Origin of the sequence: Streptomyces sp. CA2R106 (genome assembly GCF_037034245.1) — a bacterium.
Taxonomy (GTDB): domain Bacteria; phylum Actinomycetota; class Actinomycetes; order Streptomycetales; family Streptomycetaceae; genus Actinacidiphila.
Map to the genome: position 1 here is coordinate 229,529 of NZ_JBAGKC010000007.1, position 18,162 is coordinate 247,690.

An 18,162-nucleotide genomic window follows, 5' to 3' on the forward strand; every position below is an offset into this window, starting at 1 on the left:
AGTCAAGCGCTACCGTGGAGGACGTGAGCCTTTCCAGCCGTGACCGCCTGACCATCGGCGAACTGGCCGCCCGCAGCGGCAACGCCACGTCCGCGCTGCGCTACTACGAGGAGATCGGCCTCATCCGCGCCGAGCGCACCGCCGGCGGCCAGCGCCGCTACCGCCGCGCCACGCTGCGCCGCCTCGCCTTCGTCCGGGCCGCCCAGCGGATCGGGCTGAGCCTGGAGGAGGTGCGCGACGCCCTCGCGCACCTGCCCGTCGACCACGTGCCCAGCTCGGCCGACTGGAGCCGGGTCGCCCGGGCGTGGCAGCAGCGGATCGACGCGCAGATCGCCGAGTTGCAGCAGCTGAAGGAACAGCTCGGGGGGTGTGTGGGGTGCGGGTGCCTGTCGTTGAGCCGGTGCGGGTTGTACAACCCCGGGGATCGCGCCGCGGGGCAGGGTCCGGGGGCGCGGTATCTGCTGGGCGACAGGCCCCCGGCGGGCTGAGCCGTCGCCGGGGGCCGGGGCCGTACGTACGCGAGCCGGGGGCGCCCCGGCCCCCTCCCCCGGGGCGCCCCTCAGCCCTGCCCTCAGCCCTGCGCGCCTTGTCGGGGCCGCGCTACATCCCCTCGACCTTGAACGGGTCGTGCTCGGCGAGCAGCTTGTCCAGCCGGGCCTGGTCCACCCGGCTCGTGACCTGCCCCTCCTGCTGACGGTCCCGGACCACCTTCGACAAGGTGAACGTCGCCGTCACCACATAGAGCAGCCCCACCGCCAGGAACGCCCGTACCCAAGCGTCCACCGGCAGGTACGCCACCCCCACCACCATCGCCCCCAGCGCCAGCCCGAACGAGATCGCGGCCTGCGCGGCATACGCAGCAGTCGTCTGCTGCTGCGGAATCACCTTGGTCATGCCCCCACCCTCGCCCCGGCCGGCCCCGCCCCACATGAGTACCCCTACTCAGCGCCCACCCCGCGCCGCCCTCAATGTGCGGCAGAGCCTCCCCCCGAGTGCGATATAGTTCTCTTGCGCGATCACCCCGGGCCCAGCCCGGAAGATCAAGCATCGGGACGTGGCGCAGCTTGGTAGCGCACCTGACTGGGGGTCAGGGGGTCGCAGGTTCAAATCCTGTCGTCCCGACAGCCGGGGAAGCCCGCTGGCGGAGCACATCGCTCCAGCTCAGCGGGCTTCTTCACGTCCGCCGACGTCTTCAGCGAACAATCCGCAGCCGCGGCCCCGGACCGCTCCTTGGGACCATTTTGGGACCAGCAGGCGTTGAGGGTGAGTTGACCTTGCTCCCACTGAGGTGTGCGGACAAGGCGGCCCCGGCAAGAGCGATCGACCGCAGCACGTGCAGGGACACACCAGCATCCGCCATCCACGTCAGACCGGTATATCGAAGGTCATGCCGGCGCAGGTGCCCGTAGCCGAGCTGGGCAACCATCTGGCGGACTTCCGGCATGACGGCGAGCCCTCCCGGGAACGGGGTGGTCTGGCGGCGGCGCACCGCCCAGATCCAGTGGCTGAGGTCGATGTCCTTGACGCGGACGCCGGAGACCTCGCCGGTGCGGGCGGGGTTGGTACTGAGCAGGCCGTCGCGGACGGCATGCTCCATTACACGAGCGAGGACCGCGAGGGTGTTCTTGACCGTGGAGCAACCCACGCCGTCGGCGATCCAGGCGTAGACGGTGCGGTCGACGCCGCCGTTGGCTGACCATGGTGATGGGCAGGTGCTCCAGTGCGGGGACGACGCGCAGCCGCTAGCCGTTCATGTAGGGGTCGACCGTTTTGGGCTCCAGGCCACGCAGAGCCAGCGTCGTGTGAGCGTTGCCGTACTCCGCGAGGGTCCCGGTCGCCGAGGCCGGGTTGACCCCGCGGGCGGCCGACGTGAGTAGGGAGTCGATCCACTCCTGCGCGGACTCCTGCGTCAGGTGCATCCGGGCGACCGAGCGGCGGCGCTCGGTCTGGGGATCGGTCCAGCAAACACGGGGCTTGTAGGGGAGCTTGCGACCGGGACGGTGTTCGATGTCCTCGGAGAGGGCGACCGCGATGGGCAGTTGGTGGCGGTAGGCCAATCAGGCCGCCCTTCGCCGGGGACCGGGTGCGGTGTGACGGCCGTCCAGCCACGTCCGCAGATCGTCAGCACCGTAGAGGACGACTCGCTCGGACAGCCGGATGAACGGCGGTCCCTGCGGCGGTCGTTGCCCGCTCCAACGACGAAGGGACGGGGGATCAACACGTGGCAGCCAGGCTACCTCCTCGGTAGTCAGGAGCCGCGAGGCCGACGGGCAGGGCATTGCGGCATCAGCGGCATGCGAAGCCACTTCGGCATGCGTCACGGGGGTGTCAGGGTCTGGGGGCATACATTTCTTGCCCAATGGCTGCGGGCAACTGACTTGGCCGCTATTGCTGGCAAATGCGCGGAGGCACGCCTCTACCTGCTCCGCTGTTCAGCACTTCTGCATCCCGACCGCAACCTTCCCACTATCAGGTGAACGTGATCGGATTCTTCGAAGTGATCCAGATTCCCGGTATAGAGCGCGGGTGCTTGGTGGAGGAGGGGCGCCGACAGCTCGACCGCCAGAGCGCAGATCTGAAACGCATCCGGAACCGCGCCGGCGCCTTGGCCACAGTCTCCCTCGGGCTCACAGCCGCTGCAGTCGCGAAATCCGCTGATGTGTTCATGCCCTCGCTGGCCGATCATCGCGCTGCGGTGCGTCGTGCCTCCTCGCCTCCCCTGCTGTCGCAGGGGCCGCTGCAGTCCTCGCCGGTCGGCCGGTCCTCGGACGTACCGACACCCGCCTTGCAGGACAAAGCCCTCGCCCGACAGTCAAACACCTGGCCACCGCATACGTGCACGAGGTCGGCATTAGCGAAGAGATCGTCAGGACATTCCTGACCGCCTTCCGGGACGTGGTCACCCTGGCGGCGATCTCCGCGCTCATGTTCATGTCAGCACAGGCCTCTACGCTCAATGTTCACCAGCCCTCGAGACCGGATCCCACATGCCCGATATCGAACAATTTCTCACAGAACTCCCAACCATGACACCACCCCCAGGGCCTGTGCCGACACTGCCCCACCTCCGCCTCCGAACCCTAGGACGCATTGATTCCTAATGCGGTCTGTCAAGCCGCGAGCACGGTGGGTGGCACGGCCTCGTAGGTGCGTCCGTCGCGTAGGAGGGCCCAGAGGACGTTGACCCGGCGGCGGGCCAGGGCCAGGACAGCCTGGATGTGACGCTTGCCCTCGGCGCGCTTGCGTTCGTAAAACTGGCGGGACTGCTCGCAGTGGCGGATGCTGAACAACGCGGAGATGTAGAAGACGCGTTGGAGGCGGCGGTTGTAGCGCCGTGACCTGCGAAGGTTTCCGCTGATCTTGCCGGAGTCTCGGGGAACGGGTGCGACGCCGCCGAAGCCCGCGAGCCGGTCGGCGGTTCCGAAGGCGGTCATGTCGCCGCCGGTGGCAGCCAGGAACTCGGCGCCGAGGATGACGCCCAGCCCCGGCATGCTGGTGATTACCTCGAAGTCCCGGTGGTCGCGAAACCGGGCCTCGATCGCCTTGTCGACCTCGTTGACCTGCTGGTTGAGAGCCAGCACCTCCGCCGCCAGGGTGTGCACCATCTGGGCGGTGAGCTTCTCTCCGGCCAGGCTGGTGTGCTGTCGTCCGGCTGCTTCCAGCGCGGTCTCGGTGAGCCGGTCGGCCCGCAGGACCTTGCGGTTGCGCAGCCAGGTCTCCAGCCGCTTCTTGCCGGTCCGGCGGAGGGCTGCGGGGGTCTGGTAGCCGGTCAGGAGCACGAGTGGCCCGGTGTTGGTGAGGTCCAGGGACCGTTCCAGGCCGGGGAAGATGCTCGTGAGTTGGGCGCGGAGGCGGTTGACCGTGCGGGTGCGGTCGGCGACCAAGTCCATGCGCCGGCCGGTGAGGATCTTGAGGTCGGTGACCGCTTCGTCGCCGGTCCGTAAGGGGTGAAGGTCGCGGCGGATACGGACCTGGTCGGCGATGACGGCAGCGTCCTTGGCATCCGTCTTGCCCTCACCGCGGTAACTCTCCGAGGCACGGTGGATGGCCCGCCCGGAGATGTAGTGCACCGGCTGCGTGTAGTTGACGAGGATTGCGATCGCCAGGGCGGCTCCCCCGTCAGCCAGGTCGATACCCCAGATCACCTCGTCACCCAAGTCCAGGACGTCGGCGAGGAGTTCGAGGAGCTCGGGTTCGTCGTTGGCGACGCGACGCGACAGCAGCCGGTGGCCGTCCTCGTTGATCGCGACGCAGTGGTGGTGAGTCTTTCCTGCGTCGATGCCGGCCCAGATGGATGTCATATGGTGCCTCCGCGCGGTGTGGTGCTGGTCCCTGCCACGGACGACCTCGCTGTCGATTCCCTACTCAGCGATCATTCGCAATTCCTCATTGGCAGCCGAGTCGTCGTGGGGTGCCGGGCGGCCAATCAGTGCGAGCCACCTGGGGCAGAGCCTTTTGAACCACACCCGGCACCCCTGGGCGGGTCAACCATACGAAGGGCTCACCGCATCCCGCAGGAAAGCGTAGGGAGCCTTTTCAGCGTGGCCACTGATCGGGTGACGGGGCGGCTGCGGGGGCCGGGGCGCGCAACGGGCAGGGCTCCCGTGCCGTTGAGGTAGGTGTTCGCCGTCTCAACTCAGCGTCACAGAAGCCCTGTTGGTTCCGTATCCTGCCGCACTCGGCCTCCCCCACGCCCTGGTCGAATGGGTCACGATGATCGTCGTCACCCGTCAGGGTGGCCGGCGGTGCAAACTCCCCTCGCACCGCCGCACCGCCGCACCGCCTTGCGCTCGTCGCACTCGTGTACCTGCACCGCCACAACGCCTCGCCCGCATCGCCGCAGGGTTCGGGATATCCGTCGGCACCGCCCACGCCTACGCCGCCTCCGTCACCGCCCTGCTCGCCGAGCAGGCACCCGGCCTGCTGAAGACGCTGCGCGCATGACCCCGACTTCGTCCTCCTGGACGCCACGCTCGCAGAATGCGACCGCGTCGGCGACATGACGGATCCTCCGCCGATCACGGTGCAGCCCCAACCCAATGACGTCAATCGCCAACGCCGTACTCACTCTGGAAAGGCAACGCTGAAGAGGCTCAGTGGAATGCGGCGCCACCCCGAGGCCGGCGCCACCCCGAGACGACACTCGGGCCCTCAACCTGCCCAGCTTCCGCCCCCACTACAAGATGGTCCGCCGAATCCGTCGGCGGACCATCAAGAAAGATCGAGGTCAGGACGAACGCTCTAGGCTGGTAGGCGGAGATCCACGAGCGCGAGAGCAGGCACACTCATCGTGCTGCGTCCGGGTCGAGCATTTCATCACACACTTCAAGAATCGACAGGCATGCCCCGCCACCTCCGCCTATACGCGAAATTCTTACTCACAGCGCCGCCCATCCATCTCCCCTTTAACCCAACGAATACACTCCGGACGATCCCCAGTTCCCCGATGGCAAAATTCTTCAATCGCAATGCGAATTTTCGAGATCGGCAGAGTGCTCCTGGGATCAAAGAATCGAGGAATTCCCGGATCGGCAACTACGCGCGGATCGAAATTTGGAGCGACTTCGCCGTCCGAAATCCAGATGTATTCAGAGATTTCATCTCTCGAAACTCGATCCTGCGTCGCAAACCAAATCAATCCCCCGTAGCCAGTGGTCGGATTGGTCGAGATCTGAAGAGTGTTGTCAGGCCACCAGTCCCGCACATTTTCGGAATGTCGCCTGTCGGCAAACATGAAGAATGCATTCTCTCCGGCGCTAATCCATGGCGTGTCTAGGCGCTCAGACCGCAGCCCCTCTGTGACCTCCATCACTAGAGAACCCATCTCCGCACGGCTCTCGGCATAGCGATATCTGCCATGAATAATCGCATTCAAGATCATGGCGCAAGGGCCTCTCCACGTATCACGGTCGGATTTTCCGCGCCAGGGTACCATACGGTCATCGAAGAACCGACTGGGAGAATTTCTCGAATCGCCCCTTGGCATCCATAAGGCCCCCCACACACGCCAGCGGAGTTATTCATGACAACCGTAGCTGAAGTGACGCCATTCTGCCTCATCCACATAGCATACTGCGCCTCAACATGCTGAGCTGCCGGATACACCGCCGCGCGGGGATTTATTGGGTTTCCATGCTCTCTCAAATAGGAATCAGTGTCTGAAACCAAGTCACTCGATCCGCCAGCCTCTATGTCATCAGAAATAGCGTTCCCAGAAGAATCAATTATGCGCCCGGTTGTGACGCGCTTGCCTGCAAGCTCCCCCAAAATTCTATCTACACTTGATCCACAGGACGAATTATGCACCAACACAGGCGCATTACCTGCCAGGACATAGTACGTGTGCAGCTGCTGGACGGTCAGGTTGTACATGTCCTCGGCGCCCGCGCGGGTGCGGGCAGCGAGCAGACGAACGTGATCGTTGGTGGCGGTGTTGAGCGTGTGGCCGGGAGCCAGTTCTCCGGCGGGAACCCAGGATTGGAGGGTGTTGTCCCAGAAGGGGTGATTCGTTGTGGTGTGGAGGGTTGCCGACCGACCGGAGGGCTCGCGGATCGCGAGGTCGAGCAGGTCGTTGTCGTGGTGAACGAGCTGTGCCGTGACCCGGCGGTCACCTTGGCGTTTTCCGGTTTTGGGGTTTGCTGTCGCGACCTTGTCACCGGGCTTTACCTTGCCGATGGGCTTGGTTTTGCCGTCCTTCATGAGGACGGGTGTGTCGGGGGTGAAGCTGCACAGGATTCGGCGGGCCACGGTAAGTTCGTGGATGAAGCGTCCACCGTAGACACTCAGTGTGGCGAGGTCGCCGGATGAGAGCGCTTCGCCGGTGACATCGCATTCGTGCTCGTTCTTGCCGCCGGAAGCGAGGCACCTAAGGTAGGGCACAGCGAAGGTCATGTCGCCCAGTGCGGACAGCAGGGCTTTGTCCTGTGCCTTGTAGGCGTCCAATTCCGCCTGGGTGTAGCACACATCCCACTTGGGCGAGGGGTCTACGGGGTTACCGAAGCATTTGGCTGTCGTGTAGAAGTAGTCGTATACCTCTTGGAGTTGCTCCTTCTGCTTCTTTGTCAGCGTTGTGCCGGTCTTTGTGTCGCTGGTTTTCTTATCGTCCTTGGTCGGCTGGTAGTCCTTGATTCCATCGCCGTTTTTATCGTCCGTGGGGCAGGCGACGCCGCCGCCGTTGTTCCCGCCGCATTCGACGCGTAGCCCGGTGGGGTCGCTGTTGGTGACGGGGCTGTTGTCGCTGTAGCTGTATCCGTTGATCTGCTGCGGGTCGGACGTGTCCAGTACGGGGTCGACGCTGATGAAGCGGCCGGTTGCCGGGTCGTAGTCCCGCGCGCCCAGGTGAGTCAGTCCCGACCCGTCGTCCTCAACTCCACCAATGAACCCCTTGTTTCCTGGCCAACTGGCTGGTGCGTCGCCGCGTGCGGTCCCGAACGGGGTGGAGCGGCGCTGCTCCATGGTCAGGTCTGTGGCGTTGATAGCGAGTTGGGCGGTTCCCAGGTGGTCGCTGATGAGGAAGCTGAGGGTTCCGTCATCGGTGCGGATTGCCTGGTTACCGCCGCCGAGGTCGTAGTAGCGGGTTGCCTTGGGCTTGACATCACCGTTGGTGATGGTCAGTTGAGTGGCACCAAGGTAGAGAGTGCTGGTGTCTGCTGTGCGGCTGATCAGGCGGTTGCCGTCGGCGTCGTAGACGTAGGAGGCGACGGTCTTGGTGCCGCCGTTGCCGTCGTCTGCGGTGATCTTGGTGAGGTGCCCTTCGGAGTCCCAGGAGAGGGTCTGCTGGTCGCCCCCGATGGTGCGGGTTTGGGTGTTGCCCGCGGCGTCGTATCCGTAGTAGTCGGCCGAGGTCCCGGTGGGTGCGGTGGTGTCGACCTCGTTCAGGGAGTGGGGGTGGGCCTCAGTCGGGCCGGGCGTCTTGTAGGTGCGGTGGACGTCGTTGGCTTCGTTGCCGGCCGGGTCATGCAGGGTCTCGGTCTTGCGGTTTCCGCTCAGGTCGTAGGTGTACGACTGCCAGTACGACGCCGGGCCGCCCAGGAGCGTCGGGCTTGGGGCGGTGCAGCCCGTGGTCCCTTGCGCCCATGCTTCGGTAAGTCGGCCGAGGTAGTCGTACTGGAAGCACTGGTCATCAGTGCCGTCGCGGGAAACGTCGCTGATGGAGGTGACGTTGCCTGCTTCGTCGTACCCGTACGTGGAGGACTTGTCTGTGCCGGGAACGTCCTCGCGGTCGACCCGGGAGTTGTCCAGGCGCTGGGTGCCCCACTGGTAGGTGTTGGTGACCTGAGTCTTCTTGCCACCGCTCTGATACGTGTATTGAAGTGGCTTGCCGGTGTAGCTGTAGGTGGTGCCGGTGACGTAAGTGGTGCCGCCGGTTCCGGTCAGGGTGGTGGGGCGCAGAGTGTCGTCGTAGCCCGGAACGAGGCCGTCTGCGGGAAGGGAGCCGGCGGCGGGATAGCCGATGGATTGGACGGTTCCGTTGGCGTTGTACTTGGTGTTGAACTGGTAGGAGCCGGCCAGCGCTTCCTCGCCGGGAACCGAGGGAATTGTGGTCGTGGTTCGGTTCGGTCGGTAGAGGGTGTCGTAGAGGTTGTAGGTGGTGGTGTAGGCGTATCCGTCGGCGCCGCCGACGTAGCGGGTGGCAGATGCGAGTTGGCCCTTGTATCCGGCTGGGTCCCATACGTGCTTGGTCAGCAGGGGACCGGTGGCTGTACCGTCGTGGGTCTCGGTTTCGCGGCCGAGACCGTCGTAGACATGGGTGATGGTTTGCTTGCGAGCGTCGGTGGTGGACTGGAGCAGATTGCGGTCGTCATAGACCGAAGTCAGTTCGCCCTTGTCAGGGTCATCGGCAATGACCTGGTTGCCACGCAGGTCATACGTATAGGTCCACGCGCTGCCTGCGGGATCGGTGAGGGTGTGCAGTTTTCCATCGGGCGTGTAGGTGTAGTGCGTGGTGTCGGCGGTTCCGGTCGGCGTCGATCCGTGGTATTGGAGCAGGTCGGTGGTGTTGCCGCGTGCGTCGGTGATCGTTGTGGTCGGCGTTGCCCCTTGGGGAGGGGTGACGCTCGTCCGGTCGCCTCCGTACGTGGTGAGTGTGGTTGCGAGGACGGCTCCGCCATCGCTGTTGCCGGCGATCTGTCGGGTGGAGATGTTGCGGTTCAGGGCGTCGTAGGTGTTCCAGGTCTGGGTCTCGACGCCCTGTGCGTCATCCAGCGTCAGCAGAGTTCCGGAGGGTGGAGCGGTGTTGTAGTACGGGGCGAAGCTCTCTGCCACCAGCCCGCGTTCGTCGTAAAGCGTGTCGGTGAGCAGCCGCCCGCCGTCAGGGCCTGGAGCCTGGGTCTGCCGGGGGCGCAGGAATCCGTCGTAGATCGTGTAGGCGGTCTGTTGTGCGGAGTCGCTCTTGAGGGTTTTGGTGGCGACGGAGACAGCGCTGTTTTCGGTGGTGGTGTAGACGAACTGGTAGTTCGGGATGTCGTTGTTCGCCTTGGAGCGGTTGGGCAGCCACACGCGCAGATTCCGGCCCAGCGCGTCATACGTCATGTCCGTGTGCTTGCCGTTGGTGTCCACCACCGTCAGTGCGAGGCCGCGCAAGGCGTCGTAGGTCGTGGTGCTGCTCTGTGCGGTGCCGGCCACGCCGGGGGTGGCGGGCGGGGTGGTCGTCGTCAGTGTCTTTGGGAAGCCAGTGCTCGGGCTGTATGCCGTCGTCGTGGTGCGTCCGTCGGAGCGGTCGGTCCGCACCGGGTCGGTGGTCTCGGTCGCGGTGACCGTGCCGGTGATGTCCGTGGCGGTGAGCTGTCGTCCTACGGCGTCGAAGGTCGCACCGGCCTCGGTGTAGTGGGCTGTACTGCCCGCATAGGAAGCGAGGGTGGCGACGTGGGTGATGTCACCCTTGGCGGGCGCGGCCCCGTATGCCTGGCCGTCGTACGCGGTGCGGACATCGGAGATCACGTCGTCCGGCCGATCAGGGTCGGACGCGCACTTGACGGCCACGGTCTCGACTCGCGAGACGGTTGTCAGGATCCAGGCCGTCGTGTTGTCAACGTAAGTGGTGCGGGTGCACTGATCGTCGCCGGCAACCGACTCGTCACCGAAGTCGTCGGTCGCTGTGATGCGGCCGGCGGTGTTCTCGAAGCTGTTGACCTTGTTGGTGGTACGCCACTTGGTTCCCACACCATCGTCCAGTGAGGTCCAGGTGCGCGTGCCGGCGGTTCCCGTCAGGTTGGCCTTGGTGGTTCCCCAGCTGCGCGTCCGGGTCGCGGTGGTGTGCTCCCAGGGCGTGTTGACCGTCTTGTAGAGGACTTTCCCGGTGGGTCCGCTGTACTGCTCGGTCTTGTACTCGAAACCGGCGAAGGCGTCGTCGTCGGTGATCGTCCCGCCGTGGTCGTCGGAGACGGTGACCGGGTCGGTGCTGCCCTTGTCCCCGTCCATGCCGCGCAGGAAGTAGTGGTCGGTTCGGGTTTCCATCCCGACGGGATCCTGGCCGCCGGTCTCGACCTGTACGTGCCCGTAGCCGCGCCATGTCGACCAGGTCTTGTACTTCTCCTTGGTCAGCCCGTCATCGTCGTCGTAGTGCCAGGCGGCTCCGTCGAGATAGGAGTAGCGAGTCACCATGTCGGGCGAGGAGTTGGTGCGGTCTGTTTGTGTCACCGCATCGACAACGTATTTGTTGAACCACTGCAGCGTCGGGTCTTTGTCACCTTGCTTGGTGAAGTACACCGGGAAGCAGCGCGTGGTGTTGGACGATGGGGTGGGCAGATGTGCGGCGTCACATGTCGCGGTGGAGTAGGTGACGTCCAGTTGACCGCCTGACTCGTCAACGACCGTGGCCAAACGGTCCTTGATGAACGGTGCGGTGTCGTCGCCGGAGAGCTTCAGGCGGTTGGTGCGCTGGTCGTATCCGAACGTGACGGGGGGCAGAGGAACGGTTGGAGTGGTCGATTCGCCCGTGTGCTTGACGGACTTCAGCTCAAGCTGGTAGTCGATGTCGGCCATGCCCCAGCCCTGTTCCAAGTGCCAGGTGTCGATGGGGCTGTATCCGGAGCTGTCGGTCTTCAGGACGCTGGTGGTGACGTCGGTGAGCCGCTTCCGGGTCCAGAAGGTGGGAGATCCTGCGGCGTTGCAGTCTGCGCCGACCTTGCAGTTCAGGTCCCAGGGTGTGTCGTACCAGTAGAACGACTTGTCGTCGATTGTCCCCGGGTCACAGGTGACACCGGTTTCGGGTATGCATCGTTCGGCGGAGGTGAAGTCCACGCGTCCCAGCGCCTTGGCGCTGTAGACGGTGTTGTCGCGCAGGCCGTAGTCAATGTGGTCGAGCGTTCCGCCGCGGTCGTAGGAGGTCTCGTCCGCGGCCGTGAGGTTGCGGGCGTAGGTGTTCGTTTCCTTGTTGTAGTAGTACGCGATGGCGTTGCCGTGTACGTCGACGGCGTAGTCCAGGTTCCACTGCCATGCCTGCTGGCACCACGAGTCGGCGAACGTCGATGCGTGGCAGGGCTCGCCGGCGTCGTCACCGTAGACGGGGACGGTCCAGGTCGAGTTCGTCGTGGGGCTGCTCGCTGTCCAGCCCGGCAGACGGTTGTATCCGAAGTAGTACTGGGTGCCGTCCGTCGTTGTGACACGCCAGTATTCGTCGTTGTGGGCTCCGTTGGAGCGGACGTCGCTGGCGGAACCGTAGATCCGGTCGATCTTGGTGCCGTCGTCGTCCTTGAGGCGGAAGGAGTTGGTGCCGGTGGCGATGAGTTCACCGGCGTGACCGTTGAACGACAGCGTCGCGTTGTCGTAGGCCCAGCACATATCACCGGGCTTGTTACCATTCGCGTTGGTCACGTCGTCAGCGGCGCAGGACTTGTAGGAGCGCTCGATGGATCCTGACCACAGGCTGAATCCGTCGCCGACCCACGATGCCTGATTGTTGGTGTTGGAGGTTCTACCGTCGACGGAACCCGAGGAATATGCCAGTTTCACGGAGGGAGCGAACTTACCGGGAACTCCTGGCACGGACATGTCGTACGACCAGGAGAAGTCGCCGGTGTTGAGGTTGGTGTTCCATGCCGCCGACGGCGAGAGAGCGGTCGCCTTGTAGTCGCCCTGATCGCTGTCGGTCCCGGCCGAGACACCGAGGAGGACGGCCTGGCCGGTCGTGGCCGGCACGGCGACGCTGGCGGCAGTCAGCGTATGAGCTGCGGTGTCGTTGGTTGCGGCAACGAGGGTCTGCTCGGTGCAAGACTGCTTCTGCGGGCTCGTGGCCGCACAAGCGGGAAGGCTCACCAACCGCACCCGGGAGGCGTAACTCCCGCCGTACACCTGGGCGAATGCGCTGTAATCGACGCTGACTTGCACACTGCGACCGGTCGTGTCTGCGGTCCGCGCCAGGGAGAACACCATGCCGTCTACCCCGACGCGCTGTGCGCTCTTGTGGTCCCAGACCCCTACGGTGGCCTCGCCCGACGAGCTTCCTGTCATGGTCGAGCCGGACGAGGACGCCTTGGCCTTGGACCCTTTCGGCGACACGGCGGCCTTGAGAGAGACCGGGCTCTTGCCCACCCTGACAGCACTGCCGGCTGCGCCGGGTTGGAGGGGCACCGTAGTCGTACTCGCCGCAGGCCACGTCTTTCTCGGTTGTGTGCGCGGCAGCGAGGGAGCCCCCTTTGTAGTGCGGGGCGAAATCTTGAGGTCGTGTCCGCTGAGGGGCTTTTCCGATGCAGGTACGGCCGGCATGTCGTCTGCGCGGGCGGTCGGCACCGCGGCGCTCTGAAGTAGCGTGCCGATCAGCGCCGCGGAGAGCGCGAGCGCGATTCTGCGCCGTGTCCGTGCCAAGCCGTTAGTCCTGGTTGCCATTGCCTGCTCCATCGTCATGCCCGGGGCGGTACCGGCGTGAGGGATGCGGTCGGTGCCCCGTCGCGACGGGGCGTGATGCCGTTTAGCGGGTGGGATACCTGAGTGGGCGCGATCGACTTCCCCACAGGCTGGGCTGCGGGGATCTCGTAGCGGTGGATCAGCGCAGTTCAGGGACCGGGGTTAGTGGGCAGATCATCCCCACGACTGAGTTGCTTGACCTGCTCGTCGGTGGCTGCGCCCTGGAAGACCCATACGTCGTCGATCGCCCCGGACAGGTAGTCGCCGAAGCTGCCCGCCGCGGTACGGGAGCGGCCCAGTTGGAGGCCGCCGGTCGCGTCGAATGCGTGGGCGTCGGAGTTCCAGGAGACCTTTTCGGTGCAGTTCGGGTCGTTGGGGGTGCCGTCGTCATCGTCGTCGGCGCACAAGGTCTCACGGAGATCACCGTCGACGTACAGGCGCATCTGGGTGGCGAAGGCGTCGTAGACAACGGTGATGTTGTTCCAGTAGCCGTTGTCCTGGAAATTGGTGTGTTCGGCCATGGTGTGCGTGGCGGTGGCGCTGTCCGTACCTGCCAGGTCCAGTTGCCAGGCGCCGGCATTGTCCGGGTCGTCCGGGTCGGGGACGTAGCGGACGGCGAAGCTGCTGGTGTTGGTTCCGGCTTGGCTCATGACCGTCATGGGTCTGGTGGGCCGACCGGGGGTGGTGACCCATGCGCTGGCGGTGAAGCTGGTGTCGGTGCGGATCGGGGAGGTGGCAGTGGCGGCGTAGCTGCCGTCTCCGGTGAGGGACAGGCCGCCGGTGCCGACGAGGTTGCTGTTGCCGGTGGTGTCGATGGCGGCGCCGGGGCCGAGGATCATCGGGTGCTGGTCGGTGGTGGCTGCGATGTCGTCCGGTGAGACGGCCGGGGTGGTGCCAGTGGACGTGTCCAGTCGCCAGCGGCCCTCGACGAGCGGCCGGGCCTGGTACAGGTCGGAGGCTTCCGGTGCGGATAGGGCCCGGTCGTAGAGCTGGACCTGGTCGATCTGGCCGGGGAAGAAGGAGTCGGGGGCGCCGTCGTAGGAGCCAGCTCCGATCTGGACCGGTCCGCCGCCGTAGAAGGGCGCGGCGAATGCGGTGGTCTGCACGAGCGAGCCGTTGACGAACAGTTGCAGCTGATCGGCGACGGCGTCGTAGGAGCCGATGAGCTGGGTCCATACGCCGGCTGGTGACTGGGTCGTGTTGCCCTGGGTGGCGCGCACGGCGGTCGAGTCGTCGCTGTCGGAGACGTACTGGTTGAACGTCCAGCCGTAGGTGGCGGAGTAGTACAGCTCGAAGCCGGGCCGGTTGGTGCCGGTCTGGGTGGCGATGATCGCTGCGTGGTTGGGTTTCTCGCTCAGCTTCGCCCAGGCCACGACGGAGAAGCTCGCCTGGTTGTTGACGTGCGGTGAGGTGGTGGTGGCGTAGTCGTCGACGCCGTCGAGGGTGAGTGCGTGGTGGTCGACGCCCGGCTGCCCGAGTTCGGCCCCGTTCTTCAGTGTGGCGTCCTCGACGTCGGCGCGGCCGGAGAGCTGGGTGGTGGGGTTGCTGGCGTCGTCGGTGGCCGGCTCGTCGAGCGGGAAGACCGCGCGGGCCGGGCGGCCCGTGCCGATGGGCTGCTTGTTGTACAGGCGCGTCACGTCTGCGGCGACGAGGGGCTTGTCGTAGATGCGGACGTCGTCGATGGAACCGGGGAAGTACGAGGCCGGCACCCCCTCGTACAGTCCGGCGCCGATCTGCAGCCCCCGGCGGGCGTCCCAGGCGTTGGTGTACGCCGCCGTACCGGCCAACGTGCCGTTGACGTACAGCGAGAGCTGTCCGGCCGCCGCGCTGTAGGTGCCGGTGAGGTGGACCCACTGGCCGGCCTGGACGCCGCCGGCGGATGCCTGCATGGCCCGGACCGGGGTGGCGGTGGCGGTGTCGGCGGTGTACTGGTTGAACGCCCACCGGTCCAGTGCCTTGGAGTAGTACAGCTCGAAGCCGGGGCTGTTGTTGCCGGGCTGGGTGGCGACGACCGCCGCCGCGGACGGCATGGCCGAAAGCTTCACCCACGCGGCGACGGAGAAGCCCAGCGAGGTGTCCACGGTCGGCAGGTCGGACTGCAGGTAGTCGTCCGAGCCGTCGAACGTGACGGCGCTGCCCACCGCTCCGGGGTCGCCCAGGACCGGGTTGCCGTGGATGTCCAAGGTCCGCTCCCCCGCGGTCCCGGCAGCCGCGGCTGATCCTTCGGCGTCGTCGAGGTTCCACTCGGCGCGCGCCGGCTGGCCCGCCTTCACCTTGAACTCGTAGGTGGCGGGGGCGCTCCGCACACCGGAGGCGGTCATGGTCAGCGCCGTGATGAAGTTCGTGCCCGACCTCGTCGGGCGGAACCGGATCGTCTTCGCCGCACCGGCGGTGGTGGTAACCGTGTTGCCCGAGGACGGATCGGCGTTGACGCCGTACTCGTAGCCGGTGACGGACGAGTCGCCGGAGGTGATCGTGAAGGTGCCGTAGCGGCCGACACCGTCGTAGGAGGGGTCGTCGGGGTCGGTGTCGTCGACTGCGGGGTACTCGTCGGAGGCAAGCTGCGGGCTGGCCGGGACGTGGCTGTCGTAGACGAAGTAGCAGGCGGTGGCTGAACCGGTCTGGGACCACGGCGAGTAGCTGTAGTAGGCGCCCTGGTCGTAGTCGACCGAGCGGGCGGCCCACGCGACGGTCTTGCCTTCCGGCACGCTGGTGGGCAGCGTGGTGGAGAAGTCGGAGCCGGACGCCTTCGGACCGATCTTCGCCGACGTCCAGTGCGCGACCATGCCCTTGCCGTCACCGGCGTCCCAGTACGCCTGGAACTGGACACTGACCTGGTCCTTGTCCGGGTCGGTGACGTCGACCGCGCTCACCGAGGGCCGGATACGCACCGACACCTTGTCGGCGGGCTTCTTGCACAGCCCGCCCGGGTTCATCGACAGGTGCGCCATCGGGATCTGCCCGGGCGGGCGGTTGTACTTCACCCGCAGGTAGGCGTCGTCGGAGAACCGCTTCCACCCGTACTTGTCGTCCTCGTCGCTCGCCCTGAGCCCGAACGTCGCCGTGGAGGAGCCGACGTTCGCGGCGACCTGGACGGCCGACTTCGCGTCGAACTCCACGTCACCGGCCGGGCACGACGTCCCGCCCCCGTGGGCGACGTTCGCGGTCGAGAGCTTGTTCAGCCAGAACGCGTCGTTGTTCTGCGAGTTCCACGTCGTCGACGACGAGATGGCCTTCGTCCGCCACAGCTCGACCGGCCGGGCGTCACAGCTGGCCGAGTGCGTCTCGTGCGCCACGAACGTCGCGCTCAGGATGGTCTTGCCCGCGAACGTCGAGGCGGGGAACTGGTAGAACAGCCGCTTCAGGTCGTAGGGGGCGCAGTAGTCCCACCCGCAGTAGCCGACGCCCGCGTCCGCGTCGCCGTTGAACCGCCACTGCGGGGTGGAGGCCCAGTAGCGGGAGGCCATCGTCCAGGACGACGCCTTCGGCGTGTACGTCTCGGGGTCGAGGTACACCGGGAAGCGGGTATCCGCCGCGGACAGCATCTCCTGATCGGGCGTCAGCTGGAGTTGGCTGCCGTCGCTACTGACGTCCACCCCGATCGGGACGATCTTCGAGGCGTCACCGGGTCCCTGGCCGTCGGCCGCGGCGGCCTCCGTCTGCGCCTGCGCCGACCGTGTTTTCGCCGTGGTCGCGGACTCTGTGGTGGCGGTGTCCGTGCCGGAGTCCCACATCACCGGCGTGGGGGCTTCGAAGGCCAGACCGCCGCCGGCCTCGTCCCGGGCCTGAAGCCCGCCGTCCGGGGACTCGGCCAGCTTCAGCCCCGTGCCCGAGACCGCGAGCTTGAGCTGCGCCAGCGCCGGGTTCTGTGCCGCGGTCGCGGTGTTGACCACCAGCAACTGGTGGAACCCGTCGGTGTCGGACCGCATCTGCAGGTCCACATCGGGCAGCACGTCCTTGTACGTGGCGGTGTCGCCGTCCAGCTGGGGCGCAGGCAGCGCCGTCGGCCACGTGTAGGAGAGCTCCTTGCCCGCGGTCTCCAGGGACACCAACGGACCGCTGCCCCCGCCGGAGAACGTCATGCCGACCGTGGACACCTTCGGCGCGACCCGCCCGCCGGCGCCGGCCGCGAGGGTGTTGTCGACGTCCTTCCAGCCGCCATCCACGCGGGCCCGCACCGGCCGCAGATGCTGCACGGTCTCCAGCCGGCCGTCCGCGGTCGCGTACGTCTCGCTCGACTCCGCACGCAGCGAGGTGATCTCCACGTCCTGACCGGTCGATACGGCCTTGGACACCGCGGCGTCCTCCGTCAGCGCCGTCGGCTTGCCCGTTCCGGCCTTCGCCGCTCCGGTCCCGTCGGCCGGCGCCGTTCTCGGCGCGGCGACCGCCGCACTTCCCAGGCCCACCGGAACACCGACACCAGCCAGAACGGCGGCGACCACCCCTGCGACCAACACACCGCGTACACGTCCGCGCAGCACCGCGTTCAACTCCCGTCCCCGCCCCGCTCCAAAGCCCCCACCCCGGAGTCACAGGATCTTCACAAGTCGATGGAGCTTACAGTCACCACGCGTGTACAAGTCAAGAGCCAGTCTTCCAACACCCAAGCGCAGTACCGAAAACCGCCACGAGAACTGAAAGAGCCGCACCCCGCATCGCAGCAGGTAGGGACGCCCCGCCCGCCCGCTCACGCACGTGAACCGCCCGGAAGCAGGCCCCGCGGAGGCGCCCACCGCACAGGGCCACCCATCGCACGCAGGCCGGCGCCCTGCAGCAACTCCGCACAGTCCTGGCGTACGGGCGTTCGGCCAGGTCCTGGCACGATCGGCGAGCCGCGAAGCGAGCCGTGGAACCCGACACCCCTGGCGACGGGGAAGGAAGAGGTGAACAGGGCGCGCCAGGCCGTCTGGACGAGCGCCCGCCGGCACCACCCGGACATGCGCACGCGATAGCGAGGAACCCTCGGCGACCGATCGCCTCGACAAGCGAAACCAGCATCGCCTAGCGTGCGGGCATGCCCCTGCACATCACCGCAGAAGACGTACGGCGCCTCATACAGGCCGAGCCCGCGGACAACCCAGGCTTGTACATCGTCACCGACGACGACGGAACCGAACAGATCGCCGTTTGCCCCTGCGAAGTGTCCCACTACGGCGCGATCATCAGCCGAACCGAGCTCATGGAGCGCACCTCGGGGCACCCCGACGCCGCCGCCATAAGTGAATTCCTGCCAGAACTCCAAACGCGCACCGAAACCGTGCAGTCAGGAAATGTAGTCGCTGATTGGTAGGCCGCTGGCATAGCACCGCACCCAGGTGA

The 18,162-nt window shown here is 66.2% G+C and carries 9 protein-coding genes, 1 tRNA gene and 1 pseudogene; 5 read left to right on the top strand and 6 right to left on the bottom strand.

Features of this window, described 5'->3' with window-relative positions:
- Window positions 1-23 precede the first annotated feature (23 nt).
- A complete protein-coding gene (gene soxR, locus WA788_RS13490) occupies window positions 24-488 on the top strand; it encodes a redox-sensitive transcriptional activator SoxR (RefSeq protein ID WP_335976727.1) in 465 nt (154 codons plus the stop codon).
- Window positions 489-600: 112 nt separating this feature from the next.
- Here soxR and WA788_RS13495 read toward each other — a convergent pair whose 3' ends face one another.
- Window positions 601-894, bottom strand: coding sequence for a YiaA/YiaB family inner membrane protein (locus tag WA788_RS13495; RefSeq protein ID WP_335976729.1), 294 nt, complete (start codon window positions 892-894; stop codon window positions 601-603).
- Between the two features lie 154 nt (window positions 895-1,048).
- Between WA788_RS13495 and WA788_RS13500 the strand changes: the two genes are divergently transcribed.
- Window positions 1,049-1,122 (top strand) — tRNA-Pro (locus WA788_RS13500).
- Window positions 1,123-1,387: 265 nt separating this feature from the next.
- Window positions 1,388-1,696: a hypothetical protein gene (locus WA788_RS13505; RefSeq protein ID WP_335976732.1), complete on the top strand. Its 309-nt coding sequence runs from the start codon at window positions 1,388-1,390 to the stop codon at window positions 1,694-1,696.
- 46 nt (window positions 1,697-1,742) lie between these two features.
- Here the strand turns inward: WA788_RS13505 and WA788_RS13510 are convergent, their stop codons facing one another.
- Both WA788_RS13510 and WA788_RS13515 read right to left on the bottom strand, forming a co-directional pair.
- The gene (locus WA788_RS13510) at window positions 1,743-2,057 is read right to left on the bottom strand and encodes a hypothetical protein (protein ID WP_335976735.1); all 315 of its coding nucleotides are present in this window, start codon (window positions 2,055-2,057) and stop codon (window positions 1,743-1,745) included.
- Between the two features lie 1,053 nt (window positions 2,058-3,110).
- Entirely contained in the window at window positions 3,111-4,301 is a 1,191-nt protein-coding gene (locus WA788_RS13515; protein ID WP_335976737.1) for an IS110 family transposase, read from the bottom strand.
- A 355-nt stretch (window positions 4,302-4,656) separates the two neighbouring features.
- On the opposite strand from WA788_RS13515, the pseudogene WA788_RS13520 reads away from it, so the two are divergent.
- Window positions 4,657-4,999 (top strand): annotated as a pseudogene (locus tag WA788_RS13520) (transposase family protein); the annotation flags it as partial.
- A 375-nt stretch (window positions 5,000-5,374) separates the two neighbouring features.
- Here the strand turns inward: WA788_RS13520 and WA788_RS13525 are convergent.
- The 3 genes from WA788_RS13525 to WA788_RS13535 form a co-directional block, all read right to left on the bottom strand.
- Window positions 5,375-5,881: an Imm1 family immunity protein gene (locus WA788_RS13525; RefSeq protein ID WP_335976740.1), complete on the bottom strand. Its 507-nt coding sequence runs from the start codon at window positions 5,879-5,881 to the stop codon at window positions 5,375-5,377.
- On the bottom strand, window positions 5,878-12,843 hold the full coding sequence (locus tag WA788_RS13530) for a DddA-like double-stranded DNA deaminase toxin (protein ID WP_335976742.1): 6,966 nt from the start codon (window positions 12,841-12,843) through the stop codon (window positions 5,878-5,880). Before WA788_RS13530 ends, WA788_RS13525 begins: the two co-directional genes overlap by 4 nt.
- A gap of 149 nt (window positions 12,844-12,992) precedes the next feature.
- A complete protein-coding gene (locus WA788_RS13535) occupies window positions 12,993-17,138 on the bottom strand; it encodes a LamG-like jellyroll fold domain-containing protein (protein WP_335976744.1) in 4,146 nt (1,381 codons plus the stop codon).
- 719 nt (window positions 17,139-17,857) lie between these two features.
- Here WA788_RS13535 and WA788_RS13540 point away from each other — a divergent pair.
- Complete coding sequence (locus tag WA788_RS13540; protein WP_335976746.1) at window positions 17,858-18,133, top strand: hypothetical protein; 276 nt, start codon at window positions 17,858-17,860, stop codon at window positions 18,131-18,133.
- Window positions 18,134-18,162: the final 29 nt, after the last annotated feature.

Bases quoted from the DNA above. Each gene is read 5' to 3' on its own strand.
- WA788_RS13495 (WP_335976729.1), bottom strand. From the start codon at position 894: ATGACCAAGGTGATTCCGCAGCAGCAGACGACTGCTGCGTATGCCGCG.
- WA788_RS13505 (WP_335976732.1), top strand. From the start codon at position 1,388: ATGCCGGCGCAGGTGCCCGTAGCCGAGCTGGGCAACCATCTGGCGGAC.
- WA788_RS13515 (WP_335976737.1), bottom strand. From the start codon at position 4,301: ATGACATCCATCTGGGCCGGCATCGACGCAGGAAAGACTCACCACCAC.
- WA788_RS13525 (WP_335976740.1), bottom strand. From the start codon at position 5,881: ATGATCTTGAATGCGATTATTCATGGCAGATATCGCTATGCCGAGAGC.
- WA788_RS13530 (WP_335976742.1), bottom strand. From the start codon at position 12,843: ATGACGATGGAGCAGGCAATGGCAACCAGGACTAACGGCTTGGCACGG.
- WA788_RS13540 (WP_335976746.1), top strand. From the start codon at position 17,858: ATGCCCCTGCACATCACCGCAGAAGACGTACGGCGCCTCATACAGGCC.